The following is a 25,484-nucleotide window of genomic DNA, read 5'->3' as shown; positions in this document are numbered from 1 at the left end:
ATTTATTGTAAGGTTATTGCGGCGTAATATATTGGGGAATCAATTGGGTTTTCGTTAACGTATTTGTAACCTTGTCGTGGCGTGGCTTCACTTTCAGGTGAAACGCGCTGCGGACGGGCCAACAAATAACTTTTGTATTGGGGCATGCGTATGAGCCAGAGCTTCTCGGTTCATTTTCGGAGTCTTCATGCGATGAGCAAGGAGTCATGATGTTAGATATAGTCGAACTGTCGCGCTTACAGTTTGCCTTGACCGCGATGTACCACTTCCTTTTTGTGCCGCTAACGCTCGGTATGGCGTTCCTGCTGGCCATCATGGAAACGGTTTACGTCCTTTCCGGCAAACAGATTTATAAAGATATGACCAAATTCTGGGGCAAGTTGTTTGGTATCAACTTCGCGCTGGGTGTGGCGACCGGTCTGACCATGGAGTTCCAGTTCGGGACTAACTGGTCGTATTACTCACACTACGTGGGCGATATCTTCGGTGCGCCGCTGGCCATTGAAGGTCTGATGGCCTTCTTCCTCGAATCCACCTTTGTAGGTCTGTTCTTCTTCGGTTGGGATCGTCTGGGTAAAGTTCAGCACATGGCGGTCACCTGGCTGGTTGCGCTGGGCTCCAACCTCTCCGCGCTGTGGATCCTCGTCGCCAACGGCTGGATGCAGAACCCTATCGCATCGGACTTCAACTTCGAAACCATGCGTATGGAGATGGTCAGCTTCTCCGAACTAGTCCTGAACCCGGTTGCTCAGGTTAAATTCGTCCACACCGTGGCCTCCGGCTATGTGACTGGCGCGATGTTCATCCTGGCTATCAGCTCCTGGTATATGCTGAAAGGCCGCGACTTTGCCTTTGCTAAGCGCTCCTTTGCCATCGCAGCCAGCTTCGGTATGGCGGCGATCCTCTCCGTTATTGTGCTGGGTGACGAATCCGGTTACGAAATGGGTGACGTGCAGAAAACCAAACTGGCGGCTATCGAAGCTGAGTGGGAAACCCAGCCGGCGCCGGCTGCCTTTACTCTGTTTGGTATTCCCGATCAGAATGCGCAGACCAACCACTTCGCGATCCAGATCCCTTACGCGCTGGGCATCATCGCCACCCGCTCGGTGGATAAGCCGGTTATCGGCCTGAAAGATCTGATGGTTCAGCACGAAGAGCGTATCCGTAACGGGATGAAAGCGTACGCGCTACTGGAGCAGCTGCGCGCCGGTTCGACCGACCAGGCCGTGCGTGACCAGTTCAATAGCGTGAAGAAAGACCTCGGCTATGGCCTGTTGCTGAAGCGCTATACCCCGAACGTCGCTGACGCCACGGAAGAGCAGATCGCCAAAGCGACCAAAGACTCTATTCCAAGCGTCGCCCCGCTGTACTTCGCCTTCCGTATCATGGTGGCGTGCGGCATCCTGATGCTGTTGATTATCGGCGCCTCCTTCTGGAGCGTGATTCGTAACCGCATTGGCGAGAAAAAATGGCTGCTGCGCGCCGCGTTCTTTGGCCTGCCGCTGCCGTGGATTGCCGTGGAGTCAGGCTGGTTTGTTGCCGAGTATGGCCGTCAGCCGTGGGCGATTGGTGAGGTCCTGCCGACCGCGGTGGCCAACTCGTCGTTGACCGCAGGCGATCTGATCTTCTCAATGTTGCTGATCTGCGGTCTGTACACGCTGTTCCTGGTGGCTGAACTGTTCCTGATGTTCAAGTTTGCCCGCAAAGGACCTAGCAGCCTGAAAACCGGCCGCTATCACTTTGAACAGTCCTCTGCGGCTATTCAGTCGGCACGCTAAGACAGGAGTCGTCAAATGATCGATTATGAAGTATTGCGTTTTATCTGGTGGCTGCTGATTGGCATTCTGCTGATTGGCTTCGCTGTCGCCGACGGGTTCGACATGGGGGTGGGCATGCTCACCCGTTTCCTCGGCCGTAACGACACCGAGCGTCGGATTATGATCAACGCCATCGCTCCGCACTGGGACGGTAACCAGGTGTGGCTGATCACCGCCGGCGGCGCGCTGTTCGCGGCCTGGCCGATGGTTTACGCCGCAGCGTTCTCTGGCTTCTATGTGGCGATGATTCTGGTGCTGGCTTCGCTGTTCTTCCGTCCGGTCGGTTTTGACTACCGTTCCAAGATCGAGGACACCCGCTGGCGCAACATGTGGGACTGGGGCATCTTCATCGGTAGCTTCGTACCGCCGCTGGTGATTGGTGTGGCCTTCGGCAACCTGTTGCAGGGCGTGCCGTTCCACGTCGATGAATACCTGCGTCTGTTCTATACCGGAAACTTCTTCCAGCTGCTGAACCCGTTTGGTCTGCTGGCCGGTATCGTCAGCGTGGCGATGATCCTGACTCAGGGTGCCACCTACCTGCAGATGCGTACCGTAGGCGAACTGCACCTGCGTACCCGCACCGTTTCCACGGTGGCGGCGCTGGTGACGCTGGTCTGCTTCGCGCTGGCGGGCGTGTGGGTCTACTACGGCATCGACGGCTATGTGGTGAAATCAGTAATGGATCATAGCGGCCCGTCTAACCCGCTGACTAAAGAAGTCGTGCGTGAGGCCGGTGCATGGATGGTGAACTTTAATAACATGCCAGCGCTGTGGGCCGTTCCTGCCCTGGGCGTGGTGCTGCCGCTGCTGACCGTCGTCTCGACTAAAGCGGATAAAGGCGCGTGGGCATTCCTGTTCTCCTCGCTGACCCTGGCCTGCATCATTCTGACCGCCGGTATTGCGATGTTCCCGTTCATCATGCCGTCCAGCACCATGCTGAACGCCAGCCTGACGATGTGGGACGCGACCTCCAGTCAGCGGACGCTGAACCTGATGACCTACGTGGCGATTGTCTTCGTGCCGATCATTCTGGCCTACACCAGCTGGTGTTACTGGAAGATGTTCGGCCGCATTACGCGCGAAGACATCGAAAAGAACACCCACTCGCTGTACTAAGGTAAGGAGCTATATATGTGGTACTTCGCATGGATTTTGGGAACGCTTCTTGCCTGTGCCTTTGGGGTGATTACCGCGCTGGCGCTTGAGCACGTGGAAGCCACCAAAGCAGGTAAAGAAGAACACTGATGAGTATTATCGTGATGCGATATACGAAATCATTCGGATTGCATCGAGGCGGCAAGTCTGTGAATCCCCAGGAGCTTACACCAGTAAGTGACTGGGGTAAGCAGACGTAGCCAACAAAGAGGCGACGTGAATGATAAAGTATATGTATGCGATAATGGACAAGCGCCCGTTAAGGGCGCTTTCCTTATTGATGGCGCTGCTGCTGGCAGGCTGCATCTTCTGGGATCCGTCGCGCTTTGCGGCGAAGACCAGCGAGCTGGAAATCTGGCATGGTTTCTTGCTGATGTGGGCGGTTTGCAGCGGCGTTATTCACGGCGTGGGCTTCCGTCCGCGTGCCGTTCACTGGCAGGGGATTTTTTGTCCGCTTATCGCTGATATCGTGCTCGCTTTGGGTCTCTTCTTTTTCTTCTTTTGAATAAGAGATCTCTGTTAATGGTATGGGCTTGCATAAGCCCATAAAAATTTACGCCCCGTTTACTTTCCCCCATTCCAAACCACCTTTCCCGCGCGTATAGTAGCGAAGTTTGAAAGCTCTAACCTTTTTTTGCATTACCGGGATGTAAAGTGAATACAACGCTGTTTCGATGGCCGGTTCGGGTCTACTACGAAGATACCGACGCCGGTGGTGTGGTTTACCACGCCAGTTACGTCGCTTTTTATGAAAGAGCACGCACAGAGATGCTGCGCCACCATCACTTTAGTCAACAGGTGCTGTTGGCTGAACGCGTTGCCTTCGTGGTTCGCAAAATGACGCTGGAGTATTTTGCCCCCGCCAGACTCGACGACATGCTCGAAGTCCAGACGGAAATTACCTCGATGCGCGGCACCTCTTTGGTTTTCACGCAGCGAATCGTCAACGCCGAGAATACAGTGTTAAACGAAGCTGAGGTTCTCATTGTGTGCGTTGATCCACTCTTAATGAAGCCACGTGCGCTTCCCAAGTCTATTGTCGCGGAGTTTAAGCAGTGACTGACATGAATATCCTTGATTTGTTCCTGAAGGCGAGCCTTCTGGTTAAACTTATCATGTTGATTTTGATTGGTTTTTCTATCGCTTCCTGGGCTATCATTATTCAGAGAACGCGTATCCTTAACTCGGCCGCGCGTGAAGCTGAAGCGTTCGAGGACAAATTCTGGTCCGGGATCGAGCTGTCCCGTTTGTACCAGGAGAGCCAGGGGCGTCGCGATAACCTGACCGGTTCGGAACAAATCTTCTACAGCGGTTTCAAAGAATTTGCGCGCCTGCATCGGGCCAACAGCCATGCGCCGGAAGCGATTGTCGAAGGGGCATCGCGCGCGATGCGTATTTCGATGAACCGCGAGCTGGAAACGCTGGAAACCCATATCCCGTTCCTCGGCACCGTAGGCTCCATCAGCCCGTATATCGGTCTGTTCGGTACTGTCTGGGGGATTATGCATGCCTTTATCGCCCTTGGCGCGGTGAAGCAGGCCACCCTGCAGATGGTGGCGCCAGGTATCGCCGAAGCGCTGATCGCCACCGCGATCGGTCTGTTCGCCGCGATCCCGGCGGTCATGGCGTACAACCGCCTGAACCAGCGCGTGAACAAGCTTGAACTGAACTACGACAACTTTATGGAAGAGTTCACCGCTATTCTGCACCGTCAGGCCTTTACCACCAGCGAAAGCAATAAGGGGTAAGCCATGGCCAGAGCACGTGGACGCGGACGTCGCGAACTGAAGTCCGAGATCAACATCGTTCCGCTGCTGGATGTCCTGCTGGTACTGCTGCTGATCTTTATGGCAACGGCGCCCATCATTACGCAGAGCGTGGAAGTCGATCTGCCGGACGCCACGGAATCGCAAGCGGTGAAAAGCAATGACGATCCGCCGGTGATTGTGGAAGTCTCCGGGGTAGGGCAGTACAGCGTGAAAGTGGGGCAGGAGACGCTGTCCCAGCTGCCGCCGGAGCAGGTGATTGCCGAAGCGAAGCGTCGTCTTGAAGCCAATGAGAAAACGGTATTCCTGATCGGCGGTGCGAAAGACGTCCCTTACGATGAAATTATTAAAGCGCTGAACCTGTTGCATAGTGCAGGGGTTAAATCGGTCGGCTTGATGACCAAACCTATTTAATCGCTTCAGGTATGTGCGTCCGCGTGGCGTCCGATGGTGGGTATCGCTCGCCGTCGGCGTGCATCGCGGGTACAGGCGAACAGTTTTTGGGAACCGATAGTGTCAAAGGCAACCGAACAAAACGACAAGCTTAAACGAGCGATCATCATTTCAGTCGCGCTGCACATCATTCTGATCGCGCTGCTGATCTGGAGTTCGTTTGACGAGCATCTGGATGCCTCTGCCGGCGGCGGCGGGGGATCGTCCATTGATGCCGTCATGGTCGATCCGGGGGCGGTGGTAAATAACTATAACCGTCAGCAACAGCAGCAGGCCAGCGCACGTCGCGCCGCTGAGCAGCGTGAAAAACAGGCGCAGCAGCAGGCGGAAGAGTTACGTGAGAAACAGGCAGCGGAACAGGAACGGCTGAAACAGCTCGAACAGGAACGGCTGCAGGCGCAGGAAGCGGCGAAAGAAGCGAAGGAACAGCAGAAGCAGGCTGAGGAAGCGGCTGCCAAGGCTGCCGCGGCGGCGAAAGCCAAAGCGGATGCGCAGGCTAAAGAAGCGCAGGAAGCGGCTGCCAAAGCGGCTGCCGACGCAAAAGCGAAGGCGGATGCCCAGGCAAAAGCGGCTGAGCTGGCAGCGGCTAAAGCCGCCGCTGACGCGAAGAAACAGGCCGATGCCGCCGCCGCGAAAGCGGCAGCCGATGCGAAGAAACAGGCGGAAGCCGAAGCGGCGAAAGCCGCAGCAGAAGCGCAGAAGAAAGCGGAAGCGGCAGCGGCGAAAAAAGCGCAGCAGGAAGCAGAGAAGAAGGCCCAGCAGGAAGCGGCTAAGCAAGCTGCGGCTGAAAAAGCGGCAGCAGAAAAAGCCGCCGAAAAAGCCGCTGAGAAAGCTGCCGCCCAAAAAGCGGCCGCAGAGAAGGCCGCCGCCGAAAAAGCCGCCGCAGCTGAAAAAGCGGCGGCAGCCAAAGCGGCTGCGGCAGAGAAGGCAGCGGCCGATAAAGCGGCCAAAGCGGCAGCAGCAAAAGCGGCGGCAGCGAAGAAAGCGGCTGCCGCGAAAGAAGCGGACGGCGTTGACGACCTGCTTGGCGATCTGAGTTCGGGTAAGAATGCGCCTAAAACAGGCGGAGGAGCCAAAGGAAACAATGCCTCTGCTGCCGGGAGTGGTAATACTAAAAACAGTGCCTCGGGGGCTGATATCAATAACTATGCCGGGCAGATAAAGTCGGCGATTGAAAGTAAGTTTTATGACGCATCGTCCTATGCAGGCAAAACATGTACCTTGCGTATCAAACTTGCTCCTGACGGCCTGTTGTTAAATATACAGTCCGAAGGTGGTGATCCTGCTCTGTGCCAGGCCGCTCTTGCCGCAGCCCGGCAGGCTAAGTTCCCGAAACCACCTAGCCAGGCAGTATATGAAGTCTTCAAAAATGCGCCACTGGACTTCAAACCTCAGTGATATTTTTCCCCGTGCAAACGGGGAAAAACAATCTATGGTAGTCACAGGGTTTTGGTAGTTTTGTATATTTGAGTTTGTTAACATTCTGCTAAATTATCGTGGGCTTTCCGCCCGGATAAGGGAGATATGATGAAGCAGGCATTACGAGTAGCATTTGGTTTTTTAATGCTGTGGGCGGCGGTGCTGCACGCAGAAGTACGTATCGAGATCACCCAGGGGGTGGACTCGGCACGCCCTATCGGCGTGGTACCGTTCCAGTGGGCCGGCCAGGGCGCTGCGCCTGAAGATGTTGGTGGTATCGTGGCAGCTGACCTGCGCAACAGTGGTAAATTCAACCCGCTGGATCGCTCGCGTCTGCCGCAGCAGCCGACCAGTGCCCAGGAAGTGCAGCCTGCTGCCTGGTCTGCGCTGGGTATCGACGCCGTGGTCGTCGGTCAGGTCACGTCAAACCCGGATGGTTCTTATCAGGTAGCATATCAGCTGGTGGATACCGGCGGTGCGCCGGGTACAACGCTGGCGCAAGGCTCTTTTAAAGTCACTAAACAGTACCTGCGCTACGCAGCGCACGCTGCCAGCGACGCGGTATTTGAGAAGCTGACCGGCATCAAGGGCGCCTTCCGTACCCGTATCGCCTACGTGGTGCAGAAAAACGGCGGCCAGTTCCCTTACGAACTGCGCGTGTCCGACTACGATGGTTACAACCAGTTCCTTGTTCACCGTTCCTCCCAGCCGCTGATGTCCCCGGCCTGGTCTCCGGACGGTTCTAAACTGGCTTACGTGACCTTTGAAAGTGGTCGTTCTGCGCTGGTGGTTCAGACCCTGGCGAACGGCGCTGTGCGTCAGATCGCCTCCTTCCCGCAGCACAACGGCGCGCCGGCGTTCTCTCCGGATGGCTCTAAGTTGGCCTTCGCGCTGTCGAAAACCGGTAGCCTGAACCTGTACGTGATGGATCTGGGCTCCGGTCAGATTCGTCAGGTGACTAACGGTCGCAGCAACAACACCGAACCAAGCTGGTTCCCGGACAGCCAGAACCTGGCCTTCACCTCTGACCAGGCCGGTCGTCCGCAGGTGTATAAAGTCAACATCAATGGCGGCACGCCGCAGCGTATCACCTGGGAAGGTTCACAGAACCAGGACGCCGACGTGAGCGCGGATGGTAAAACCATGGTAATGGTCAGCTCGGCCGGCGGTCAGCAGCACATTGCCAAACAAGATCTGGAAGCGGGTGGTGTACAGGTTCTGTCATCAACGTTTTTAGACGAAACGCCAAGTCTGGCACCTAACGGCACTATGGTAATCTACAGCTCTTCTCAGGGGATGGGATCCGTGCTGAATCTGGTTTCTACAGATGGGCGTTTCAAAGCGCGTCTTCCGGCAACTGATGGACAGGTAAAATCGCCTGCCTGGTCGCCGTATCTGTGATAATAAATAATTGATTATTAAAGGAATCAAAGAAATGCAACTGAACAAAGTGCTGAAAGGGCTGATGATCGCTCTGCCGGTTATGGCAATCGCGGCATGTTCTTCTAACAAGAACGCCAGCAACGACCAGAGCGGTGAAGGCATGCTGGGTGCCGGCACTGGTATGGACGCTAACGGTAACGGCGGCAACATGTCTTCTGAAGAGCAAGCTCGTCTGCAGATGCAGCAGCTGCAACAGAACAACATCGTTTACTTCGATCTGGACAAGTACGATATCCGTTCTGACTTCGCTGCCATGCTGGACGCGCATGCGAACTTCCTGCGCAGCAACCCGTCCTACAAAGTGACTGTAGAAGGTCACGCGGATGAGCGCGGTACGCCGGAATACAACATCGCTCTGGGTGAGCGTCGTGCTAACGCCGTTAAGATGTATCTGCAGGGCAAAGGTGTTTCTGCCGATCAGATCTCCATCGTTTCTTACGGTAAAGAAAAACCAGCAGTACTGGGTCATGACGAAGCGGCATATGCCAAAAACCGTCGCGCCGTACTGGTTTACTAAGAGAATTGCATGAGCAGTAACTTCAGACATCATTTATTGAGTCTGTCGTTACTGGTTGGCATAGCGGCCCCCTGGGCCGCTTTTGCTCAGGCGCCAATCAGTAGTGTCGGCTCAGGCTCGGTCGAAGACCGCGTCACTCAACTCGAGCGTATTTCCAATGCTCACAGCCAGCTTTTAACCCAACTCCAGCAACAACTCTCTGATAACCAGACTGACATTGATTCTCTCCGTGGCCAGATCCAGGAGAACCAATATCAGCTGAATCAGATCGTTGAGCGCCAGAAGCAGATTCTGCTGCAGATAGATAGTCTGAGCAGCGGCGGCGCAGCGGCAGCATCAGGTACGCAGGCTCCATCGTCTTCCGGCGATCAGAGCGCGGCTGCTACCAGCGCAGCGCCAGCGGCCTCGTCAGGCGCCCCGGCGATGACCGGCGATGCGAACACCGATTACAATGCGGCCATTGCCCTGGTGAAGGATGCTTCACGCCAGGATGACGCAATGGTGGCGTTTCAGAACTTCGTTAAAAAGTACCCGGATTCAACTTATCAGCCGAACGCCAACTATTGGCTCGGACAGTTGAATTACAATAAGGGGAAAAAAGACGATGCGGCGTTTTACTTCGCCTCGGTGGTGAAGAACTACCCGAAATCGCCAAAAGCGCCTGACGCCATGTTTAAGGTCGGCGTGATCATGCAGGACAAGGGTGATACCGCGAAAGCGAAAGCGGTTTACCAGCAGGTGATCAGTAAATTCCCCGGCACCGACGGTGCGAAACAAGCGCAAAAACGTCTTAATGCTCTTGGTTGATTACGGCATGACCAGAAATCGCGTTATTTCTGGTCTTGTCGCCTGAATCACCAGCAGTTAAGTGATCTTTATCGAAATTTTAGTTGCGCTGAATTCTGAAATCAGTAATATATGCCGCCGTTGCCAAGGGATATCAAACAAGCCCAAAGCGATGCCAGAGTGGGTCGTTAGCTCAGTTGGTAGAGCAGTTGACTTTTAATCAATTGGTCGCAGGTTCGAATCCTGCACGACCCACCAATCGTTCTGGTGGAACGCGATAGTAAAACGTGAAGGATAACGTTGCGACAGCAACGGCCCATAGGGCGAGGCGAAGCCGAGTCATCCTGCACGACCCACCACTTAGCAGTATCCAGCGCAGTATCGGGTGATTAGCTCAGCTGGGAGAGCACCTCCCTTACAAGGAGGGGGTCGGCGGTTCGATCCCGTCATCACCCACCACCGGGTCGTTAGCTCAGTTGGTAGAGCAGTTGACTTTTAATCAATTGGTCGCAGGTTCGAATCCTGCACGACCCACCATCTTTAACATCGAACGTCGGTGTTAAACGTGAAGGATAACGTTGCGTCAGCAACGGCGCCTCAGGGCGAGCGAAGCGAGTCATCCTGCACGACCCACCATTTTAATGATGGGACCGGTGGACGCAGTATCGGTAGTATCCAGCGCAGTTTCGGGTGATTAGCTCAGCTGGGAGAGCACCTCCCTTACAAGGAGGGGGTCGGCGGTTCGATCCCGTCATCACCCACCACTCGGGTCGTTAGCTCAGTTGGTAGAGCAGTTGACTTTTAATCAATTGGTCGCAGGTTCGAATCCTGCACGACCCACCAATTTCAGCATTTAACTCAAATGTTGAACGTGAAGGATAACGTTGCGTCAGCAATGGCCCGAAGGGCGAGGCGAAGCCGAGTCATCCTGCACGACCCACCAATTTCAATATTGGTGTCGAGTGAAATTATTCAGGTAGTACCAGAGCGGGTCGTTAGCTCAGTTGGTAGAGCAGTTGACTTTTAATCAATTGGTCGCAGGTTCGAATCCTGCACGACCCACCATCCTGAATGATTACAGTAGCAAAATCCCGCAAGGGGTCGTTAGCTCAGTTGGTAGAGCAGTTGACTTTTAATCAATTGGTCGCAGGTTCGAATCCTGCACGACCCACCAATGTAAAAAGGCGCCCTAAAGGCGCCTTTTTGCTATGCGCAGAACTCAACGATTCGACAAAATTGTCGGGAACAATTTTGAACAACGCGGCAGCGTTGGCCCGCAGGGCGAGTCTCAGGATGAGACGAGTTTCTCTGCCGCAGGTTCGGGTCGAACGCAGTGAGACAACGGAGCCGCTTGCGGCGACGGCCCGAAGGGCGAGGCGAAGCCGAGTCATCCTGCACGACCCACCAATGTAAAAAGGCGCCCTAAAGGCGCCTTTTTGCTATCCGCCATACTCCAAAATTCGACTTCAGCATGACTCCACGGTCACGCTGCGCTTACCGTGGCTACACAGGGTACGAACCGGTCGTTTGGGCAGATGTGTAGCATCGTCCGCGGCATACGGGCTGATGTACAAAATTCATCACGACTTTTTGCTCGTAATCCGCTATCTTGTTTAGCATATAAAACACCATGACCGTGTTAAGGCGCAGACAGGCCATAGTGACGGTCTTAGAGTTAAGCCAGTAAAACGAGATTGCATGATGAGCGTAATGTTTGATCCTGAAACGGCGATTTATCCTTTTCCAGCGAAACCACAACCGCTGACCGTCGACGAAAAGCAGTTTTATCGCGAAAAAATCAAGCGCCTGTTGCGCGAGCGCGACGCCGTGATGGTGGCGCATTACTACACCGATCCTGAAATTCAACAACTGGCGGAAGAAACCGGCGGCTGTATCGCCGACTCGCTGGAGATGGCGCGTTTTGGCGCCCGTCATTCGGCCTCCACGCTGCTGGTCGCCGGGGTGCGTTTTATGGGGGAAACCGCCAAAATCCTCAGCCCGGAAAAGACCATTCTGATGCCGACCCTGAACGCGGAGTGTTCGCTGGATCTGGGCTGTCCGATTGAGGAATTCAACGCCTTCTGCGATGCCCATCCCGATCGCACCGTGGTGGTTTATGCCAATACGTCCGCCGCGGTGAAGGCCCGCGCTGACTGGGTGGTTACCTCCAGTATCGCCGTGGAACTCATTGATCATCTGGACAGCCTGGGTCAAAAGATCCTCTGGGCGCCGGACCGCCACCTTGGCCGCTATGTCCAGCGTCAGACCGGCGCAGACGTGCTGTGCTGGCAGGGGGCGTGCATCGTGCACGATGAGTTTAAAACCCAGGCACTGACGCGTATGAAGGCCCTCTATCCTGAAGCTGCTGTACTGGTCCATCCTGAATCGCCGCAGGCGATCGTCGAGATGGCGGATGCCGTGGGATCCACCAGCCAGCTGATTGCGGCGGCGAAAAGCTTGCCCCAGCGCCAGCTGATCGTGGCCACCGATCGCGGTATCTTCTATAAAATGCAGCAGGCGGTACCGGAGAAAATGCTGCTGGAAGCGCCCACTGCCGGCGAAGGGGCGACCTGCCGCAGCTGCGCGCACTGCCCGTGGATGGCGATGAACGGCCTGAAAGCCATTGCCGAGGGACTCGAACAGGGCGGCGCTGAACACGAAATCCACGTCGACGAAGCGCTGCGCACCGGGGCATTGATTCCGCTTAACCGGATGCTGGATTTTGCGGCTACACTACGGGGATAACGTATTGTCGCGTCGCAAGACGCTGAGGGGATGAAATGGATTTTTTTAGCACGCAGAATATCTTAGTACATATACCCATCGGCGCCGGGGGGTATGATCTCTCCTGGATAGAGGCCGTGGGGACCATCGCCGGGCTGCTGTGCATCTGGCTGGCGAGCCTGGAGAAGATCAGTAACTATGCTTTCGGGCTGGTCAACGTCACGCTGTTCGCCATCATCTTCTTTCAGATCCAGCTGTATGCCAGCCTGCTGCTGCAGCTGTTCTTCTTTGCCGCTAACGTTTACGGCTGGTATGCCTGGTCGCGACAAAGCAGCAACCATGAGGCTGAGCTGCAGATCCGCTGGCTGCCGCGCAGCAAAGCGCTGGGCTGGCTGGCGGCCTGCGTGGTGGCGATCGGCTTGCTGACCCTGTTTATCAACCCGTTTTTTGCTTTCCTTACGCGGATCGCGGTCAGCCTGATGCAAGCGCTGGGTCTGCAGGTCTCCATGCCGGTGCTGCAGCCGGATGCCTTCCCGTTCTGGGACTCCTGCATGACGGTGCTGTCGGTGGTGGCGATGATCTTAATGACCCGCAAGTATGTTGAAAACTGGCTGCTGTGGGTGATTGTCAACGTGATAAGCGTGGTGATTTTTGCCCGCCAGGGCGTCTATGCCATGTCGCTGGAATACCTCTTGCTGACGTTCATTGCGCTGAACGGCAGCCGGATGTGGATAAACAGCGCGCGTGAGCGAGGTTCTCACGCGTTTTCTGGCTAATGGTGGTGGTGATGATCGTGCCCGGCGTGCATCGTGTTGAGATGGCACTCCGGGCCGCTGCAGGGCTGGTACTCCATCTGCACCGTGGCATGCTCAATTTCATATTTATGTTCCAGGAAATGCAGGATACGGTTGAGTAACGCATCATGATCGTGCGGCGGGACCACCTGAACATGGAGCGTCATCACCGGTTTTTCCCCCACCAGCCAGACGTGGACGTGGTGAACATCGCGTACCTCCGGGATAGAGCGACGGATATCCCGCTGCAGGGCCGCCACATCCAGCGAACGCGGCGCGCCTTCCAGCAGTTCATTCAGACTCTCCTTCAGTAATCGCCAGGCGCTACGTAATACCAGGCAGGAAACCAGCACGGAAAGAATCGGGTCGACAGGCGTCCAGCCTGTGGTGAGGATCACCACGGCCGCCACGATTGCGCCGACCGAGCCCAGCAGGTCGCCCAGCACGTGTAGCGCCGCAGCGCGCACGTTGAGATTCTGCTCTTCACTCCCCCGATGCAGGATCCAGAAGGCCAGCACGTTAGCCAGCAGGCCGGCGACCGCAATCACCATCATCGTCACGCCGGCCACCGGCTGCGGATGCTGGAAGCGCTGAATCGCCTCCCAGACAATCAAAATGGTAATCACCACCAGGGCAATGGCATTGAGAAACGCCGCGAGGGTGGTCAAACGCAACCAGCCAAAGGTATGGCGGGTATTCGGTGGGCGACTGGCGAAGCGAACCGCCAGCAGCGCAAACAGCAGGGCGGCAGAGTCGGTGAGCATATGGCCGGCATCTGCCAGCAGGGCCAGTGAGCCGGAGATCGCGCCGCCGACGGCTTCAATCAACATAAAACCGGCGGTGACGATAAACGCCCATCGCAGCCGGCGAGCGTTACTGCTGTCCGGAGCCTGGGCAGGGGAGTGCGAATGCGGGTGGGCCATCGTGTCGTCCCTTGATAGTTATCATTATTACGCTATGACATCATAAACAGAGAGCGATAACAAACGAAGAAAAGGCGAGCCTGGCTCGCCTTTTCTTCGTTTGTTCCCAGCGTATCACTTACTGGGTGGTACCGTCGGTTTTGCTGTTATCGTGGTTCATGCTGCCGCCATTGTCCAGTTTCTTACCGGTGTCCGGACAGCGGCCGTCTTTACACATCGAGTTTTTATGCACTTCATCGCTCGACATATTGTCCTGGCTCATCGTCGAGCCATCAGGATGGAGCATGGTGCCGCCAGAGCCAGAATTAATCTGGTTATTGTCCACATTGTTTGGCGCCACGTTCTCACGGGCATCCGGCGCCACCTGACCGGCATCCGCGGAAGAGTTGGCCTGGCCATTATTGGACTGGGCGCCGGTGTCTGCCGCCAGGGCCGCGCCGCTGGCAAGACCTAAGGTGGCGGTGAGTAAAAGGGTCGTCAGTTTTTTCATATTCATCGGATACTCCTGTTAAACCGGGAAGGGGAAATGCGCTTCCCGCGGTGAGTGTGCCAGGGATCTGACTCGCTATGGTTAAAGACTCCGCAGACGATCGCAGTGTCACTATATAATCCTGAAACGTAAGACTTAATTAGCTTTAACAGTTAATTATTGTAGTGCATGAGCCTGGTTTCGCTACTTTATGGCGTATTTTTGCCTATTTCCAGGATTATTCCATCACTACTGTAAAATCACGTTTACACTTTTTCGGCGAAGAGATAGATTGGAGGGATTGCATTTCATTGAATAAGTATGGCAACGCTGGAAAGAAGATGAATTATCAGAACGACGATTTACGCATTAAAGAGATCAACGAATTATTACCTCCCGTTGCGCTCCTGGAAAAATTCCCTGCTACCGAAAATGCTGCAAATACCGTTGCGCATGCTCGCAAAGCGATCCATCAGATCCTCAAGGGCGACGATGATCGTCTGCTGGTAGTGATTGGGCCCTGTTCGATTCACGATCCGGCAGCGGCGAAAGAGTACGCTTCCCGTCTGCTGCCCCTGCGCGAGGCATTGAAGGGCGAGCTCGAGATCGTCATGCGGGTCTATTTTGAAAAACCGCGCACCACCGTCGGCTGGAAAGGGCTTATCAACGATCCCCATATGGATAACAGCTTCCGCATCAACGACGGGTTGCGCATCGCGCGCAAACTGCTGCTGGACATTAACGACAGCGGCCTGCCGGCGGCGGGGGAATTCCTCGATATGATCACCCCGCAGTATGTCGCCGATCTGATGAGCTGGGGCGCCATTGGGGCGCGTACCACCGAATCCCAGGTTCACCGTGAACTTGCCTCCGGACTCTCCTGCCCGGTGGGCTTTAAGAATGGTACCGATGGCACCATCAAGGTGGCTATCGACGCGATTAACGCCGCTGGCGCACCGCACTGTTTCCTGTCGGTCACTAAGTGGGGCCACTCCGCTATCGTGAATACCAGCGGTAACGGCGACTGCCATATTATTCTGCGCGGCGGCAAAGAGCCGAACTACAGCGCGAAGCACGTGGCGGATGTGAAGATCGGCCTGGCGAAAGCGGGCCTGCCGGCTCAGGTGATGATCGACTTCAGCCATGCCAACTCCAGCAAGCAGTTCAAGAAGCAGATGGAAGTGGGCGCGGACGTATGCCAGCAGATTGCCGGCGGTGAGCGGGCGATCATGGGCGTGATGATTGAAAGCCATCTGGTGGAAGGCAACCAGAGCCTCGAGAGCGGTGAACAGCTGACCTACGGCAAGAGCGTCACCGACGCCTGCATCGGCTGGGAGGATACCGAAACGATCCTGCGTCAGCTGGCGGAAGCGGTGAAAACCCGCCGCGGCTAAGCGAATCTGCGCTGGCGAAGGCAATAAAAAAAGCGTGGAGATTTCCACGCTTTTTTGTTTTTACCGGGAGGAATTACTTCGCTTTACCCTGGTTGGCGACGGCAGCCGCTTTCGCCGCGATCTCTTCCGCATTGCCCAGATAGTAATGTTTGATCGGCTTGAAGTTTTCATCGAACTCATACACCAGCGGTACGCCGGTCGGGATGTTCAGTTCGAGGATCTCGTCTTCGCCCATGTTGTCGAGGTATTTCACCAGCGCGCGCAGGGAGTTACCGTGAGCGGCGATGATCACGCGCTCACCGCTTTTCAGGCGCGGCAGAATGGTTTCGTTCCAGTAAGGCACGACGCGGTCGATGGTCAGCGCCAGGCTTTCAGTGGTCGGCAGTTCGGCGTCGGTCAGTTTTGCATAGCGCGGATCGTGGCCCGGGTAGCGCTCGTCGTCTTTGGTCAGCTCCGGCGGAGTGACAGCGAAGCCGCGACGCCACTGTTTAACCTGCTCGTCACCGTATTTCTCAGCGGTTTCCGCTTTGTTCAGGCCCTGCAGCGCGCCGTAATGACGCTCGTTCAGCTTCCAGGATTTCTCAACCGGCAGCCAGGCCTGATCCAGTTCGTCCAGCACGTTCCACAGGGTGTGGATGGCACGTTTCAGCACGGAGGTATAAGCAAAATCAAAGCTGAAGCCTTCAGCCTTCAGCAGTTTACCTGCCGCTTTCGCTTCGCTAACGCCTTTCTCGGACAGATCAACGTCGTACCAACCGGTGAAGCGGTTTTCGTTGTTCCACTGGCTTTCGCCATGACGAACCAGTACCAGCTTAGTTACAGCCATTCTCTTACTCCTCTCTACACGCCATCCCTCGCGCCGCGAACGGTGCGCTGAATATGTTGGTGTATGTGTTATTGATTGATAACTATTCTCATTATATTGCCGTGATTTGGCTCACGGCAATGCTTATCCCTAACCATAGCGAAAATAGTGGCTCAGTGTAAGGTGCTTGTAAAACACAGGTTATTTTTTTGTCCTTTGGTGACGGAAAATAGAGCAGGTTGCTGAAAAAAGAGGCGGCAGAGAGGAGGGCGGGGACGAAAAACAGCGCCCCCGGCGGAGGGCGCTGGCGATTAACAGGCGATAAACTGATATTCCGTCAGGCTGACGTACTCCTGGCCCGGACGTAACACACAGTCCGGCTGCGGCCATTCCGGATGATTCGGCGAATCCGGCAGGAATTCGCTCTCCAGCGCCAGCCCCTGCCAGTCGGCGTAGGGCTCCGTCGTCTGCGACGGGGTGCCGCCGAGATAGTTGCCGGAGTAAAACTGCAGCGCCGGAGCGGAGGTATAGACCGTCATCTGCAGCTTGCCGTCCTGCGACCAGACCTGCGCCGCAGGCTGGCTGGCGTCGCCTTTGGCATCCAGCAGGAAGGCATGATCGTATCCCTTCACCTTTTGCTGATCGGCGTCGGCGAGGAAGTCGGCGGCGATGGTTTTCGGCTGGCGGAAATCAAAGCTGGTGTTAGCAACATCTTTGAGTTCACCACCCGGGATACCGTCGCTTTCCACCGGCAGATACCTCTGGGCGAGGATCTGCAACTGGTGCTGGCGCACGTCGCCCTGGTCACCGTCGAGGTTGAAATAGACGTGATTGGTCATGTTCACCGGGCAGGGTTGGTCCACGGTGGCGCGATAGGTAATCGCGATGCGGTTATCGTCGGTCAGACGATAGTGCGCGGTGGCCTGCAGAGTGCCGGGGAAGCCTTGATCGCCATCGGGCGAGGTCAGAGCGAACAGCACTTCCTGCTCGTCGGCGCGGACAATGCGCCAGCGGCGCTTATCAAACCCTTCCGGGCCGCCGTGGAGCTGGTGGCCCGCGTCGTTTGACGGCGTGACGTTGACGAGCTGGCCGTCAAGCGGGAAGCGGCTATTGCCGATACGGTTGGCGTAGCGGCCTACCGAGGCGCCAAGAAACGCGGCCTGGCGGGCATAGTCCTCCAGCTTCGCACAGCCCAGCAGCGGATGACGCAGGCTGCCATCAGCCAGCGGCACCTCGGCGCTGAGCAGCGTCGCGCCCCAATCCGCCACGGTAACGGTCATCCCCGCCTTATTGCGCAGGGTCACCTGCTGCCAGGGCTGGCCGTCCGGCGCCAGCGCGGTGGTTTGCGTTACCATTGGCCTGCCCCCTGTGACGGTTTGCAGACATAGAATGTCTCTTTAATACCGGTTTTCGCTTCATACGTTTTAGCAACGGCCTGCTGAACGGTATCGACCAGATCTTCCGGGACCAGCGCTACCACGCAGCCGCCAAAGCCGCCGCCGGTCATGCGTACGCCGCCTTTATCACCGATCGTGGCCTTAACGATCTCCACCAGAGTGTCGATCTGCGGGACGGTGATCTCGAAATCATCGCGCATCGAGGCATGGGATTCGGCCATCAGCTCACCCATCCGCTTCAGGTCGCCTTTTTCGAGGGCGCTGGCGGCTTCCACGGTGCGGGCATTCTCAGTCAGCACATGGCGTACGCGCTTCGCGACGACCGGATCCAGCTCATGGGCGACGGCGTTAAATTGCTCGAGGGTAACATCGCGCAGGGCGGGCTGCTGGAAGAAGCGCGCGCCGGTTTCGCACTGTTCACGACGGGTGTTGTACTCGCTGCCGACGAGGGTGCGCTTAAAGTTGCTGTTGATGATCACCACCGCCACGCCTTTCGGCATCGAGACGGCTTTGGTGCCCAGCGAACGGCAGTCGATCAGCAGCGCGTGGTCTTTTTTGCCCAGCGCCGAAATCAGCTGATCCATGATGCCGCAGTTGCAGCCGACAAACTGGTTTTCCGCCTCCTGGCCGTTGAGGGCGATTTGCGCGCCATCCAGCGGCAGATGATAGAGCTGCTGGAACACGGTGCCGACGGCGACTTCCAGCGAGGCTGAGGAGCTTAACCCCGCACCCTGCGGTACATTGCCGCTGATCACCAGATCCGCGCCGCCAAAGTGGTTGTTCCGCTGCTGCAGATGCTTTACCACGCCGCGGACATAGTTCGACCACTGCTGGGTATCGTGGCTGATAATCGGCGCGTCGAGAGAGAACTCATCGGTCTGATTGTCGTAATCGGCGGCAATCACCCGCACCGTACGATCGTCGCGCGGCGCACAGCTGATCACCGTCTGGTAGTCGATGGCGCAGGGCAGCACAAAACCGTCGTTGTAATCGGTATGCTCGCCGATCAGGTTGACGCGGCCTGGCGCCTGAATGACATGGCTGGCCGGATAACCGAAGGCGTCAGCAAACAGGGTTTGGGTTTTCTCTTTCAGACTCATCATTACACTCCGGATTCACGAAAATGGACGTCGCTGACGGCACGCAGTCGTTCGGCAGCTTGCTCGGCGGTCAGATCGCGCTGGGTTTCGGCCAGCATTTCATAGCCAACCATAAACTTGCGGACCGTCGCGGAGCGCAGCAGCGGCGGATAAAAGTGGGCATGCAGCTGCCAGTGGTGATGGTCTTCGTCGTTAAACGGCGCGCCGTGCCAGCCCATGGAGTAGGGGAATGAGCACTGGAACAGGTTGTCGTAACGGCTGGTCAGCTTTTTCAACGCCAGCGCCAGATCGCTGCGCTGGGCGTCGGTGAGATCGGTAATACGCTGCACGTGCGCTTTCGGCAACAGCAGCGTTTCGAATGGCCAGGCGGCCCAGTAGGGCACGACCGCCAGCCAGTGCTCGGTGTCCACCACCGTGCGGCTGCCGTCGGCCAGTTCGCGCTGAACATAGTCCAGCAGCATCGGCTGACCCTGTTCGGCGTAATACTCTTTCTGCAGACGGTCTTCCCGTTCCGCTTCATTGGGCAGGAAGCTATTGGCCCACACCTGACCATGCGGGTGAGGGTTGGAGCAGCCCATCGCTGCCCCTTTGTTTTCAAAGACCTGGACCCACGGGTAGCTTTTCCCGAGGTCCGCGGTCTGTTCCTGCCACGCTTTAACCACGCCTTCCAGCGCTTCAGGGCTCAGTTCCGGCAGCGTTTTGCTGTGGTCTGGCGAGAAGCAGATCACCCGACTGGTGCCGCGCGCGCTCTGACAGCGCATCAGCGGATCGTCACTCTCCGGTGCGTCCGGAGTGTCGGTCATCAGGGCCGCAAAGTCGTTGGTAAACACATAGGTACCGGTGTAATTCGGGTTGGTGTCGCCGGTGACCCGGGTATTACCTGGGCACAGGAAACAGTCCGGATCGTGGGCTGGCAAGGTCTGTTTTGCCGGCGTTTCCTGCGCCCCCTGCCAGGGGCGCTTGGCGCGATGCGGAGAAACCAGAATCCACTGCCCGGTTAACGGGTTATAACGACGATGTGGATGGTCAACGGGGTTAAATACGCTCATGAAGGTTCCTTAGTCTGGATAACCCTGCGGATGGCGGGACTGCCAGTGCCAGGTGTCCTGCGCCATTTCGTCCAGGTTGCGCGTCACGCGCCAGTTCAGCTCGCGGTCGGCCTTGGCGGCATCCGCCCAGTAGGCCGGGAGGTCGCCATCGCGGCGCGGCGCGAAATGGTAGTTAATGGGTTTGCCGCAGGCCTTGCTGAAAGCATTGACCACGTCGAGCACGCTGCTGCCGACGCCGGCGCCAAGGTTGTAGATATGGACCCCGGCTTTGTCAGCCAGCTTTTCCATGGCCGCGACGTGGCCATCGGCGAGGTCCATCACGTGGATATAATCGCGTACGCCGGTGCCATCCTCGGTCGGGTAGTCGTTACCAAAGACGGCCAGCGAGTCGCGACGACCAACGGCGACCTGGGCGATGTACGGCATCAGGTTGTTTGGGATCCCCTGCGGGTCTTCCCCCATGTCGCCCGACGGGTGGGCACCGACCGGGTTGAAGTAGCGCAGCAGGGCAATGCTCCACTCCGGCTGGGCTTTCTGCAGGTCGGTCAGGATCTGCTCCACCATCAGCTTGCTTTTGCCGTAAGGGCTTTGCGGGGTGCCGGTCGGGAAGCTTTCGACATATGGGATTTTCGGCTGGTCGCCGTAGACGGTAGCTGAGGAGCTAAAGATGAAGTTCTTCACGCCCGCGGCGCGCATGGCAGAAACTAATTTCAGTGTGCCGGTGACGTTATTGTCGTAATATTCCAGCGGCTTGGCGACGGACTCCCCGACGGCTTTCAGCCCGGCGAAGTGGATCACCGCCTCAATGGCGTGATCGTGGAGGATCTCCGTCATCAGCGCTTCGTTACGAATATCGCCTTCAATAAAGGTGGCTTCTTTGCCGCCGAGACGCTCAATCACCGGCAGTACGCTGCGCTTGCTGTTGCAGAGATTGTCGAGGATCACCACCTCATGTCCCTGCTGCAGCAGTTGAACGCAGGTATGACTTCCAATGTAACCGCTACCACCTGTAACCAGAACTTTCATGATTCGCTCCATTCGGCTTATCGTGTATGAGGAAGATAGCATATCAAAGAAGTGAAAAGTGTGACACAGGGCAAGTTAGTGGAATCGTTTACACTTGATGGTGAAACGACATAAATTAAAATTTTTTATCTTTAATACAGATGGTTAGGTGGTTTTGCCGCTATTTTTCTGAAAAATACCAGGGATCTTTCGACCCCCGGCAGGGGGCATCAGGCCACAGGACCGAGCTGATAAGTGTAACCGTCTCCACTGGGAACGAACGCCAGGCGATGGGTAATACAGTCCGGGGCATCTTCCGCATGGTGCGAGACAAACAGCAGCTGTGTGGCTCCTTCGCCAATCAACACGTCGACAAAGCGACGCACCAGCTGGCGATTGAGGGGATCCAGCCCCTGCAGCGGTTCATCGAGGATCAGCAGGGTCGGATGCTTCACCAGCGCGCGAACGATAAGCGCCAGCCGCTGCTGGCCCCACGACAGGCTATGAAACGGCGCGTCGGCAGTGCGTTTATCAATGCCGAGAATATCCAGCCACTGTTGCACCAGCTTGTGTTGCTTGTCCGAGACCGCCTGATAAATGCCGATAGAGTCAAAATAGCCCGACAGGATGACGTTGCGGACGTTGGTGCTGACCCGGTAGTCCAGATGCAGGCTGCTACTGACGTAGCCGATATGCTTTTTAATATCCCAGATGGTCTCACCGCTGCCGCGACGGCGGCCAAAGAGCGTCAGATCGTTGCTGTAACCCTGCGGATGATCGCCGGTGATAAGGCTCAGCAGCGTGGATTTACCGGCGCCGTTGGGGCCTACGATCTGCCAGTGTTCGCCCGGGTTCACGGTCCATGAGAGGTGATTGATGACCGGGCGATCGTTGTAGGAGACCACACCGTCATTGAGCACGATACGCGGCGCCGAGTCTGCCAGCGCATGACGGGCTGGTGGAACATCCGGCTCCGGCAGGGTGATGCCGTCCAGTTTTTCACTGTGCGCCAGCTGGGCGACCAGCGCCTGCTGCAGCAGGGAAGACTTCTCGCCGGTCTCGCTGAGGGTGCAGTCAGCCAGCACGCCGGCGAATTGTACAAACTCCGGGATCTCATCGAAGCGGTTGAGGACCAGCACCAGGGTGATGCCGGCGCGGTGCAGGTCGGCCAGCAGGGCAGCCAGCTGCTGGCGGGAGTTGACGTCGAGGCCGTCGAAAGGTTCGTCGAGGATCAGCAGTTGCGGATCGGTCATCAGGGCCTGACACAGCAGGGTCTTACGCGTTTCCCCGGTCGACAGGTACTTAAACCGGCGGTCCAGCAGGGCGCTGATGCCAAACTGTTCGGCCAGGCGCGCGCAGCGGGCAGGATCTTTTACCTCATCCTGGATAATCTCTGCGGTGGTGCGGCCGGTGTCTTCTTCGCCGGGGCTGAGCAGGTCGGTGTTATTGCGCTGCCACTCGTCGCTGACCAGCTTCTGCAACTGCTCGAAGGAGAGGCGGGTTACGCGGGAGAAGTGGCTTTCGTGCTGGCCGCTGAGCAGGGTCAGGTCGCCAGCCAGAGCCCGCGCGAGGGCGGATTTGCCGCTGCCGTTGCTACCGACAAACGCCCAGCTTTGACCCGCTCTCAGGTTCAGCTGGTCTATTTTTAAGGTTTTTGTATCGCTCAGGCGAAACGTGCCTTGCGAAATTTGCAATGATGACATGATGTATCCCATTTTTTGCAGCGATGTGCATCAGGGATACGACTTCGGGCGCGTAATGTCAATGGGGTCAGCATAACGTCGCGAGAATGATGCGATCGGCATTGAAGTAAGCTATCGCCTCCGTCCCTTCCGCCAGGCCAGACGTCTGCGCCTGTGGCAGAGTGGCGCACAGGGTCTGACCGTCGGCCAGCGTCATCAGTACTTCGCACTGCCCGGACCCGCATTCGATATGGCTGATACGACCCGACAACTGGTTATCGGCCTGGCGGGCCACGGCGGGGTCGAGGGTGATGCCGACCCAGGGCGCCTTCAGCAGGACCAGCACCTCCTGGCCCTCATCGAGCCCCAGTTTCTCAGCGCTTTGTGCGGTGATGGCGACGGTCAGGCGCGTCTGCCCGTCGGCCAGCAGTACCTCGACGTGCTGCTGCACCTGCTGGCGATCGCGGCCGGTAATGGTGCCGAACCACTGGTTGCGGGCGCTGGTCTGCAGGGAAAAGCGTGAGATGGCCGCCAGCAGGCTGTCCAGCGGCAGGGCATCGTCATCGCTGAGCACATCAAACGCTTTCTGCTGGATCTGCGCCAGCAGATCGTACAGTTGGATCAGCCGCTGCCCATAGCGGGTCAGCACTGCGCCGCCGCCGCCTTTACCGCCGGTGGCGCGATCCACCAGCGGTTGTTCGCTGAGCTGGTTCATCTCGTTGATGGCATCCCACGCGCTTTTGTAGCTGATACCCGCGTGCTTGGCCCCCTGGCTTATCGAACCGGTCTGGTCAATTTGTTTGAGCAGGGCGATCCGCCGGGGATCGGCAAACAGGCGCTGCTGTAGCTTAAGGGTAAGAAGAATTTCGGCCTGCATAATCGTTTCCTGACAAAAAAGGGTATTGTGACCGATAGTCACCCGCTTGCAAAACCTCTGTGCGCGGTTTTGTCATTACCCACCGCACAAATGGGGCGTGTTTTTTCGGCTGAAACCGTTACAATCAGCAAATCATACTATCTGGAGTGAACCATGTTAGAGCTTTTGAAAAGTCTGGTTTTTGCGGTCATCATGGTACCGGTGGTGATGGCGGTCATCCTGGGACTGATTTACGTTCTTGGCGAAGTGTTCAACCTCTTCTCCGGCGTAGGCCACAAAGATCGCAGCCAGCAAAATCATTGATTTCCCGGCGCCCGGTTTAACCGGGCGCTGTGCTATTTCCCTCCTGTATCATTTCCCTTCGTTTTATTGTCCTGTGTCACTATAAAAATGCTCTGCATATCGTTATATTGTCGAATACATAACGCATTGACAGGAGATTCAGATGGCAGGTTCTTGGTTACGCGGGGTTATCGGGGTATCACTCACGCTGTGCGTCGCGGGTCAGGCGCTGGCGGCAGAGGGGAAAGTGACCGTTTTCGCCGCCGCATCGTTAACCAACGCGATGCAGGATATTGCCCAGGCGTATAAGAAAGAGAAAAACGTCGATGTCGTGTCGTCGTTTGCCTCGTCGTCGACGCTGGCGCGGCAAATTGAAGCGGGCGCACCAGCCGATCTGTTTATCTCCGCCGATCAGAAATGGATGGATTACGCCGCAGACAAAAAGGCCATCGACCCGGCAACCCGAGCCACCCTGCTTGGCAACAGCCTGGTGGTGGTCGCGCCGAAAGCCAGCGCGCAGGGGGCGATTACCATTGATGAGAAAACCGACTGGACCAGCCTGCTGAAAGGAGGCCGTCTGGCGGTGGGCGATCCGCAGCACGTTCCGGCAGGCATCTACGCCAAAGAGGCGCTGCAGAAACTCGGCGCCTGGGAGACGTTGTCGCCGAAACTTGCCCCGGCGGAAGACGTGCGCGGCGCGCTGGCCCTGGTGGAGCGCAACGAAGCGCCGCTGGGGATTGTCTATGGCTCCGATGCCGTGGCCAGCAAAGGGGTTAAAGTGGTCGGCACCTTCCCGGAGGCCTCGCATCAGAAAGTCGAGTACCCGCTGGCGATTGTCGATGGTCACCGCAATGCGGCCGTGAGCGCTTTCTATGACTACCTGAAAGGGCCGGAAGCGTCCGCGATTTTTAAACGTTACGGATTTACCACCCGCTGATGTTTCTGAGCGAACCCGAATGGCAGGCTGTGCTGCTGAGCCTGAAAGTCTCCTCCCTTGCGGTGGCCTTGAGCCTGCCCTTTGGCATCTTTTTTTCCTGGCTGCTGGTTCGGCGCACCTTTCCCGGCAAGGCGCTGCTCGACAGTATTCTCCATTTACCGCTGGTGCTGCCGCCGGTGGTGGTGGGGTATCTGCTGCTGGTGGCCATGGGGCGGCGTGGGTTTATTGGCAGTTGGCTGTATGACTGGTTCGGCATCAGCTTTGCCTTCAGTTGGCGCGGGGCGGTGCTGGCGGCGGCGGTGATGTCTTTCCCGCTGATGGTGCGCGCCATTCGCCTGGCGCTGGAAGGGGTGGATGTCAAACTGGAGCAAGCGGCGAGAACCCTCGGGGCCAGCCGCTGGCGAGTGTTTATGACTATTACGCTACCGCTGACTCTGCCGGGGATTATTGTCGGCACGGTGCTGGCCTTCGCCCGCTCGTTAGGGGAGTTTGGCGCGACCATCACGTTCGTCTCCAATATTCCCGGCGAAACGCGCACCCTGCCTTCGGCGATGTACACCTTGATCCAGACCCCGGGCGGGGAGGGGGCGGCGGCTCGCCTCTGCCTCATCGCCATCGGACTGGCGCTGGTTTCGCTGCTGATTTCGGAATGGCTGGCCCGCGTGAGCCGCCAGCGCATGGGAGGATAAT

26 protein-coding genes, 7 tRNA genes, 1 other RNA gene and 1 pseudogene are annotated in these 25,484 nt (G+C 57.0%); 25 read left to right on the top strand and 10 right to left on the bottom strand.

All coding sequences use genetic code 11. The features are described from left to right. Nucleotides 1-209: 209 nt before the first annotated feature. From cydA to SP68_RS18080, 19 genes are all read left to right on the top strand, one after another. The gene (cydA, locus tag SP68_RS18180; protein ID WP_012542427.1) at nt 210-1,778 is read left to right on the top strand and encodes a cytochrome ubiquinol oxidase subunit I; all 1,569 of its coding nucleotides are present in this window, start codon (nt 210-212) and stop codon (nt 1,776-1,778) included. 15 nt (nt 1,779-1,793) lie between these two features. Next, complete coding sequence (cydB, locus tag SP68_RS18175; protein WP_008805690.1) at nt 1,794-2,933, top strand: cytochrome d ubiquinol oxidase subunit II; 1,140 nt, start codon at nt 1,794-1,796, stop codon at nt 2,931-2,933. A 15-nt stretch (nt 2,934-2,948) separates the two neighbouring features. Beyond that, entirely contained in the window at nt 2,949-3,062 is a 114-nt protein-coding gene (cydX, locus tag SP68_RS18170; protein ID WP_004100325.1) for a cytochrome bd-I oxidase subunit CydX, read from the top strand. Between the two features lie 130 nt (nt 3,063-3,192). Continuing rightward, nucleotides 3,193-3,477 (top strand): cyd operon protein YbgE, encoded by a 285-nt coding sequence (gene ybgE, locus SP68_RS18165; RefSeq protein ID WP_008805691.1) that lies wholly within the window; start codon nt 3,193-3,195, stop codon nt 3,475-3,477. 149 nt (nt 3,478-3,626) lie between these two features. Beyond that, nucleotides 3,627-4,031 carry a tol-pal system-associated acyl-CoA thioesterase gene (ybgC, locus tag SP68_RS18160; RefSeq protein ID WP_002895056.1) on the top strand — a complete coding sequence of 135 codons (405 nt, stop codon included), beginning with the start codon at nt 3,627-3,629 and terminating at the stop codon, nt 4,029-4,031. After that, complete coding sequence (tolQ, locus tag SP68_RS18155) at nt 4,028-4,720, top strand: Tol-Pal system protein TolQ (RefSeq protein ID WP_004152221.1); 693 nt, start codon at nt 4,028-4,030, stop codon at nt 4,718-4,720. The genes ybgC and tolQ overlap by 4 nt, the downstream gene beginning before the upstream one ends. A 3-nt stretch (nt 4,721-4,723) precedes the next feature. Then, nucleotides 4,724-5,152, top strand: coding sequence for a colicin uptake protein TolR (gene tolR / locus SP68_RS18150; protein WP_002895061.1), 429 nt, complete (start codon nt 4,724-4,726; stop codon nt 5,150-5,152). Between the two features lie 99 nt (nt 5,153-5,251). Further along, nucleotides 5,252-6,589 (top strand): cell envelope integrity protein TolA, encoded by a 1,338-nt coding sequence (tolA, locus tag SP68_RS18145; protein WP_023322242.1) that lies wholly within the window; start codon nt 5,252-5,254, stop codon nt 6,587-6,589. Nucleotides 6,590-6,718: 129 nt separating this feature from the next. Continuing rightward, nucleotides 6,719-8,011: a Tol-Pal system beta propeller repeat protein TolB gene (gene tolB / locus SP68_RS18140; RefSeq protein ID WP_008805693.1), complete on the top strand. Its 1,293-nt coding sequence runs from the start codon at nt 6,719-6,721 to the stop codon at nt 8,009-8,011. Nucleotides 8,012-8,045: 34 nt separating this feature from the next. Further along, the gene (gene pal, locus SP68_RS18135; RefSeq protein WP_002895068.1) at nt 8,046-8,570 is read left to right on the top strand and encodes a peptidoglycan-associated lipoprotein Pal; all 525 of its coding nucleotides are present in this window, start codon (nt 8,046-8,048) and stop codon (nt 8,568-8,570) included. 9 nt (nt 8,571-8,579) lie between these two features. Further along, nucleotides 8,580-9,377: a cell division protein CpoB gene (gene cpoB / locus SP68_RS18130; RefSeq protein WP_022064879.1), complete on the top strand. Its 798-nt coding sequence runs from the start codon at nt 8,580-8,582 to the stop codon at nt 9,375-9,377. 161 nt (nt 9,378-9,538) lie between these two features. Further along, nucleotides 9,539-9,614 (top strand) — tRNA-Lys (locus SP68_RS18125). 125 nt (nt 9,615-9,739) lie between these two features. Next, a tRNA-Val gene (locus SP68_RS18115) sits at nt 9,740-9,815 on the top strand. Nucleotides 9,816-9,817: 2 nt separating this feature from the next. Next, nucleotides 9,818-9,893: transfer RNA gene (locus SP68_RS18110), tRNA-Lys, on the top strand. Between the two features lie 151 nt (nt 9,894-10,044). Further along, nucleotides 10,045-10,120 (top strand) — tRNA-Val (locus tag SP68_RS18105). Nucleotides 10,121-10,123: 3 nt separating this feature from the next. Continuing rightward, a tRNA-Lys gene (locus SP68_RS18100) sits at nt 10,124-10,199 on the top strand. Nucleotides 10,200-10,345: 146 nt separating this feature from the next. Continuing rightward, nucleotides 10,346-10,421, top strand: a tRNA-Lys gene (locus tag SP68_RS18090). A gap of 33 nt (nt 10,422-10,454) precedes the next feature. Continuing rightward, nucleotides 10,455-10,530, top strand: a tRNA-Lys gene (locus SP68_RS18085). A gap of 95 nt (nt 10,531-10,625) precedes the next feature. After that, nucleotides 10,626-10,763, top strand: a non-coding RNA gene (locus SP68_RS18080) — RtT sRNA. Nucleotides 10,764-10,839: 76 nt separating this feature from the next. Here the strand turns inward: SP68_RS18080 and SP68_RS28515 are convergent. Further along, a pseudogene (locus tag SP68_RS28515) lies at nt 10,840-10,988 on the bottom strand (hypothetical protein). A 69-nt stretch (nt 10,989-11,057) separates the two neighbouring features. On the opposite strand from SP68_RS28515, the gene nadA reads away from it, so the two are divergent. Both nadA and pnuC read left to right on the top strand, forming a co-directional pair. Further along, a complete protein-coding gene (gene nadA / locus SP68_RS18075) occupies nt 11,058-12,101 on the top strand; it encodes a quinolinate synthase NadA (protein ID WP_040976041.1) in 1,044 nt (347 codons plus the stop codon). Nucleotides 12,102-12,136: 35 nt separating this feature from the next. Continuing rightward, on the top strand, nt 12,137-12,856 hold the full coding sequence (gene pnuC, locus SP68_RS18070; RefSeq protein ID WP_008805696.1) for a nicotinamide riboside transporter PnuC: 720 nt from the start codon (nt 12,137-12,139) through the stop codon (nt 12,854-12,856). On the opposite strand, the gene zitB is transcribed toward pnuC, so the two are convergent. Together zitB and SP68_RS18060 are read right to left on the bottom strand one after the other, a co-directional pair. Beyond that, on the bottom strand, nt 12,853-13,797 hold the full coding sequence (gene zitB, locus SP68_RS18065; protein WP_008805697.1) for a CDF family zinc transporter ZitB: 945 nt from the start codon (nt 13,795-13,797) through the stop codon (nt 12,853-12,855). The genes pnuC and zitB overlap by 4 nt on opposite strands. Nucleotides 13,798-13,915: 118 nt before the next feature. Next, entirely contained in the window at nt 13,916-14,293 is a 378-nt protein-coding gene (locus tag SP68_RS18060) for a YbgS-like family protein (RefSeq protein ID WP_012542423.1), read from the bottom strand. Nucleotides 14,294-14,607: 314 nt separating this feature from the next. Here SP68_RS18060 and aroG point away from each other — a divergent pair, with 314 nt between their 5' ends. Continuing rightward, nucleotides 14,608-15,660, top strand: coding sequence for a 3-deoxy-7-phosphoheptulonate synthase AroG (gene aroG / locus SP68_RS18055; protein WP_040973951.1), 1,053 nt, complete (start codon nt 14,608-14,610; stop codon nt 15,658-15,660). 73 nt (nt 15,661-15,733) lie between these two features. On the opposite strand, the gene gpmA is transcribed toward aroG, so the two are convergent. The 7 genes from gpmA to modE all read right to left on the bottom strand — a co-directional run bounded on the left by gpmA (nt 15,734) and on the right by modE (nt 23,575). Then, nucleotides 15,734-16,486 carry a 2,3-diphosphoglycerate-dependent phosphoglycerate mutase gene (gene gpmA, locus SP68_RS18050; RefSeq protein ID WP_002895089.1) on the bottom strand — a complete coding sequence of 251 codons (753 nt, stop codon included), beginning with the start codon at nt 16,484-16,486 and terminating at the stop codon, nt 15,734-15,736. Between the two features lie 290 nt (nt 16,487-16,776). After that, the gene (galM, locus tag SP68_RS18045; protein ID WP_040973959.1) at nt 16,777-17,820 is read right to left on the bottom strand and encodes a galactose-1-epimerase; all 1,044 of its coding nucleotides are present in this window, start codon (nt 17,818-17,820) and stop codon (nt 16,777-16,779) included. Next, on the bottom strand, nt 17,814-18,962 hold the full coding sequence (gene galK, locus SP68_RS18040) for a galactokinase (RefSeq protein WP_012968679.1): 1,149 nt from the start codon (nt 18,960-18,962) through the stop codon (nt 17,814-17,816). Before galK ends, galM begins: the two co-directional genes overlap by 7 nt. Before the next feature lie 2 nt (nt 18,963-18,964). Further along, a complete protein-coding gene (gene galT, locus SP68_RS18035) occupies nt 18,965-20,011 on the bottom strand; it encodes a galactose-1-phosphate uridylyltransferase (RefSeq protein ID WP_023322244.1) in 1,047 nt (348 codons plus the stop codon). Between the two features lie 9 nt (nt 20,012-20,020). Further along, nucleotides 20,021-21,037 carry a UDP-glucose 4-epimerase GalE gene (gene galE / locus SP68_RS18030; RefSeq protein WP_012542419.1) on the bottom strand — a complete coding sequence of 339 codons (1,017 nt, stop codon included), beginning with the start codon at nt 21,035-21,037 and terminating at the stop codon, nt 20,021-20,023. A 209-nt stretch (nt 21,038-21,246) separates the two neighbouring features. After that, entirely contained in the window at nt 21,247-22,719 is a 1,473-nt protein-coding gene (gene modF, locus SP68_RS28740; protein WP_012542418.1) for a molybdate ABC transporter ATP-binding protein ModF, read from the bottom strand. Between the two features lie 67 nt (nt 22,720-22,786). Beyond that, nucleotides 22,787-23,575 (bottom strand): molybdenum-dependent transcriptional regulator, encoded by a 789-nt coding sequence (modE, locus tag SP68_RS18020; protein WP_008805705.1) that lies wholly within the window; start codon nt 23,573-23,575, stop codon nt 22,787-22,789. Nucleotides 23,576-23,728: 153 nt separating this feature from the next. On the opposite strand from modE, the gene SP68_RS18015 reads away from it, so the two are divergent. The 3 genes from SP68_RS18015 to modB all read left to right on the top strand — a co-directional run bounded on the left by SP68_RS18015 (nt 23,729) and on the right by modB (nt 25,483). Continuing rightward, nucleotides 23,729-23,878: an AcrZ family multidrug efflux pump-associated protein gene (locus SP68_RS18015; protein WP_040973961.1), complete on the top strand. Its 150-nt coding sequence runs from the start codon at nt 23,729-23,731 to the stop codon at nt 23,876-23,878. 142 nt (nt 23,879-24,020) lie between these two features. Further along, a complete protein-coding gene (gene modA, locus SP68_RS18010) occupies nt 24,021-24,794 on the top strand; it encodes a molybdate ABC transporter substrate-binding protein (RefSeq protein ID WP_012542417.1) in 774 nt (257 codons plus the stop codon). Beyond that, nucleotides 24,794-25,483: a molybdate ABC transporter permease subunit gene (modB, locus tag SP68_RS18005; protein WP_008805707.1), complete on the top strand. Its 690-nt coding sequence runs from the start codon at nt 24,794-24,796 to the stop codon at nt 25,481-25,483. The genes modA and modB overlap by 1 nt, the downstream gene beginning before the upstream one ends. Nucleotide 25,484: the final 1 nt, after the last annotated feature.

This window comes from Klebsiella variicola, assembly GCF_000828055.2.
GTDB classification, from domain to species: Bacteria; Pseudomonadota; Gammaproteobacteria; order Enterobacterales; family Enterobacteriaceae; genus Klebsiella; species Klebsiella variicola.
Note: the sequence above shows the minus strand (reverse complement) of the source record. Positions and strands in the feature narration are given on the sequence as shown.

Excerpts from the sequence above, each read along its gene's own strand:
- cydA (WP_012542427.1), top strand. The coding sequence starts at position 210 with ATGTTAGATATAGTCGAACTGTCGCGCTTACAGTTTGCCTTGACCGCG.
- cydB (WP_008805690.1), top strand. The coding sequence starts at position 1,794 with ATGATCGATTATGAAGTATTGCGTTTTATCTGGTGGCTGCTGATTGGC.
- cydX (WP_004100325.1), top strand. The coding sequence starts at position 2,949 with ATGTGGTACTTCGCATGGATTTTGGGAACGCTTCTTGCCTGTGCCTTT.
- ybgE (WP_008805691.1), top strand. The coding sequence starts at position 3,193 with ATGATAAAGTATATGTATGCGATAATGGACAAGCGCCCGTTAAGGGCG.
- tolR (WP_002895061.1), top strand. The coding sequence starts at position 4,724 with ATGGCCAGAGCACGTGGACGCGGACGTCGCGAACTGAAGTCCGAGATC.
- tolB (WP_008805693.1), top strand. The coding sequence starts at position 6,719 with ATGAAGCAGGCATTACGAGTAGCATTTGGTTTTTTAATGCTGTGGGCG.
- pal (WP_002895068.1), top strand. The coding sequence starts at position 8,046 with ATGCAACTGAACAAAGTGCTGAAAGGGCTGATGATCGCTCTGCCGGTT.
- cpoB (WP_022064879.1), top strand. The coding sequence starts at position 8,580 with ATGAGCAGTAACTTCAGACATCATTTATTGAGTCTGTCGTTACTGGTT.
- nadA (WP_040976041.1), top strand. The coding sequence starts at position 11,058 with ATGAGCGTAATGTTTGATCCTGAAACGGCGATTTATCCTTTTCCAGCG.
- pnuC (WP_008805696.1), top strand. The coding sequence starts at position 12,137 with ATGGATTTTTTTAGCACGCAGAATATCTTAGTACATATACCCATCGGC.
- zitB (WP_008805697.1), bottom strand. The coding sequence starts at position 13,797 with ATGGCCCACCCGCATTCGCACTCCCCTGCCCAGGCTCCGGACAGCAGT.
- SP68_RS18060 (WP_012542423.1), bottom strand. The coding sequence starts at position 14,293 with ATGAATATGAAAAAACTGACGACCCTTTTACTCACCGCCACCTTAGGT.
- aroG (WP_040973951.1), top strand. The coding sequence starts at position 14,608 with ATGAATTATCAGAACGACGATTTACGCATTAAAGAGATCAACGAATTA.
- gpmA (WP_002895089.1), bottom strand. The coding sequence starts at position 16,486 with ATGGCTGTAACTAAGCTGGTACTGGTTCGTCATGGCGAAAGCCAGTGG.
- galM (WP_040973959.1), bottom strand. The coding sequence starts at position 17,820 with ATGGTAACGCAAACCACCGCGCTGGCGCCGGACGGCCAGCCCTGGCAG.
- galK (WP_012968679.1), bottom strand. The coding sequence starts at position 18,962 with ATGAGTCTGAAAGAGAAAACCCAAACCCTGTTTGCTGACGCCTTCGGT.
- galT (WP_023322244.1), bottom strand. The coding sequence starts at position 20,011 with ATGAGCGTATTTAACCCCGTTGACCATCCACATCGTCGTTATAACCCG.
- galE (WP_012542419.1), bottom strand. The coding sequence starts at position 21,037 with ATGAAAGTTCTGGTTACAGGTGGTAGCGGTTACATTGGAAGTCATACC.
- modF (WP_012542418.1), bottom strand. The coding sequence starts at position 22,719 with ATGTCATCATTGCAAATTTCGCAAGGCACGTTTCGCCTGAGCGATACA.
- modE (WP_008805705.1), bottom strand. The coding sequence starts at position 23,575 with ATGCAGGCCGAAATTCTTCTTACCCTTAAGCTACAGCAGCGCCTGTTT.
- SP68_RS18015 (WP_040973961.1), top strand. The coding sequence starts at position 23,729 with ATGTTAGAGCTTTTGAAAAGTCTGGTTTTTGCGGTCATCATGGTACCG.
- modA (WP_012542417.1), top strand. The coding sequence starts at position 24,021 with ATGGCAGGTTCTTGGTTACGCGGGGTTATCGGGGTATCACTCACGCTG.
- modB (WP_008805707.1), top strand. The coding sequence starts at position 24,794 with ATGTTTCTGAGCGAACCCGAATGGCAGGCTGTGCTGCTGAGCCTGAAA.